Here is a 2556-nt window from a genome sequence, read left to right on the forward strand (position 1 = left end):
CTGGTCAAACCCGATCCGACAGGCAAACGCAAACACGGCGTACTCAACGAAGCGCGTATCCGCGAATTGGCCAAACAATCGCGCCGCGAAGGCTACCGCACCATTTCCACCGACATCGAAAGCTGGTTTGCCGAAAAAGACGGACAGCTGCTAACCCCCGACGAATTGAGAACCGACTTCGCCCGGATGTACCAAATCTTCAGAGAAGAAAACCCGCGCGCCGTCATCAGCAACTACGGCATGCCCTCTGAACACCTACACGGCATCCGCCACTACCGCCCCAACGTTGACAACGAAGCCATCTTGGCCAAATGGCGACAAGTCAGCAAACGCCGTGCACCCACCGCCGCCATCAGCGACTATGCCAATCCTGTGTTCTACATCACTTCCCCCGATTTGGTGCAATGGGAAAAAGACGTCAAAACCGCCGTTGACGACATCCATCAACGCTTTCCCAACAAAAAAATCATCGGCTACATCTGGCCGCAATATTATTCGGCCACCAACAGCCCTTATTTCAAGCAGTTCATCGACCCCGTTCGCTGGCGCAAAATGCTCGAAATCAGCAAAAAATACACCGACGGCGTGATTATCTGGTCGGACAAACGCGATGAAAACAACCAAATCGTGCGTTGGAACGATCCGCGCATTCAAGCCACAATGAAAGCGACTCAAGCCTTCATCCATGCCAATGCCAAAGAAATCAAGGTAGAAGGTTTGCAGAAATATTAACAACAAGGCGGGCATGTTTGCCCGCCTCTTTATTTACCTACACAGCTGTCTGTATGTTTGACACAACATACAACAAACGACCGTAGCACCAACGCTTCTGCGTTCTTTCACACGTTTTTACCCGTTATTCCTAAGCGCAGACCATCTGAAAATTGCCCGAATATCCAATACCCTTTACAATACCCGTAATTAAAATACATTTTTCGACACTCCCATCCTGCATGAGTTCCACACCCTTCATCGAAATGAAAGACGTTGCCTTCGCATATGGCGACCGTCCGATTCTGAACAACATCAACTTCAGCATTCCACAAGGCAATTTCGCCGCCGTAATGGGTGGTTCGGGCAGCGGTAAAACCACGCTGATGCGCCTGATTACGGGTCAAATCCACCCGCAATCGGGCAAAGTGCTGATTGAAGGGCGCGATTTGACCGCATTTTCAGCGCAGGAGCTGTACGAACACCGCCGCCACATGGGAGTTTTGTTCCAACACGGCGCATTGTTCACCGACTTATCCGTCTTCGACAACATCGCCTTCCCCATGCGAGAACTGACGGATTTGCCCGAAGCAGTCATCCGCGATTTGGTGGTGTTGAAACTGAATGCAGTCGGTTTGCGCGGTGTTGAAAACCTGATGCCTTCCGAGCTTTCCGGCGGTATGTCGCGCCGCGTCGCCCTCGCGCGTACGATTGCGCTCGACCCTGAAATCATGTTGTACGACGAGCCTTTCACCGGCCTCGACCCGATTTCGCTGGGCGTTATCGCCCACCTCATCAGCCGTGCCAACAAAGCCTTGCGCTCAACCAGCGTCATGGTAACGCATGATATTGAAAGATCATTGGAAATTGTCGATCAAGTCATTTTCTTGGCACACGGCGAAATCATGTTCTCCGGCTCGCCCGAAGAAATGCGCGAACTCGACTCGCCTTGGGTACGCCAGTTTGTCGGCGGTTTGGCAGACGGCCCTGTCGCATACCGCTATCCGGCGCAAACAACTTTAAAACAAGACTTGCTGGGCTGATGTTCAGACGGCCTGAAACTTAAACAAGGCCGTCTGAAAACCATTTAACCAATCAACTGAAACCTATGAATTTTATCCGTTCCGTCGGGGCAAAAACCCTCGGCTTCATCCAATCGCTGGGCAGCATTACGCTGTTTTTCCTGCATATCCTGGCCAAATCAGGCACGGCATTTACTCGCCCGCGCCTGAGCATCCGCCAGGTTTACTTTGCAGGCGTGTTGTCTGTCCTGATTGTTGCTGTGTCCGGCCTGTTTGTCGGCATGGTGTTGGGCTTGCAGGGCTATACGCAGCTGGCAAAATTCAAATCCGCCGATATTCTGGGCTATATGGTTGCCGCTTCCCTGTTGCGTGAATTGGGTCCCGTATTGGCGGCTATTCTGTTTGCCAGCAGCGCGGGCGGTGCCATGACCAGCGAAATCGGCTTGATGAAAACCACCGAGCAGCTTGAAGCAATGAACGTGATGGCGGTCGACCCTGTGGCACGCGTGGTTGCACCGCGCTTTTGGGCAGGTGTGTTTTCCATGCCTTTGCTGGCATCGATTTTCAGCGTTGCCGGCATTTACGGCGCGTATTTGGTCGGCGTCGAATGGCTGGGTTTGGACGGCGGTATTTTCTGGTCGCAAATGCAAAACAACATTACCTTCCATTACGACGTCCTCAACGGCTTAATCAAATCCGCCGCTTTCGGCGTAGCCGTTACGCTGATCGCCGTACATCAGGGCTTCCACTGCGTACCGACTTCCGAAGGTATTTTGCGCGCCAGTACACGCACCGTAGTGTCTTCCGCCCTGACCATCCTCGC

Annotated in this window: 3 protein-coding genes; all 3 read left to right on the plus strand. The window is 52.8% G+C overall.

Going from position 1 to position 2556, the window contains the following annotated elements; all coding sequences use genetic code 11:
• A partial coding sequence (locus tag ACTHUT_RS17785) for a hypothetical protein (RefSeq protein WP_440419253.1) occupies positions 1–732 on the plus strand: 732 nt, incomplete at its 5' end.
• Positions 733–953: 221 nt separating this feature from the next.
• Positions 954–1754, plus strand: a complete 801-nt coding sequence (locus ACTHUT_RS17790; RefSeq protein WP_440385952.1) for an ABC transporter ATP-binding protein — start codon at positions 954–956, stop codon at positions 1752–1754.
• A gap of 65 nt (positions 1755–1819) precedes the next feature.
• Positions 1820–2556, plus strand: a 737-nt coding sequence (gene mlaE, locus ACTHUT_RS17795; RefSeq protein WP_440419255.1) for a lipid asymmetry maintenance ABC transporter permease subunit MlaE, incomplete at its 3' end; no start/stop codon positions are given.

Source organism: Neisseria sp. P0022.S010 (genome assembly GCF_051956635.1).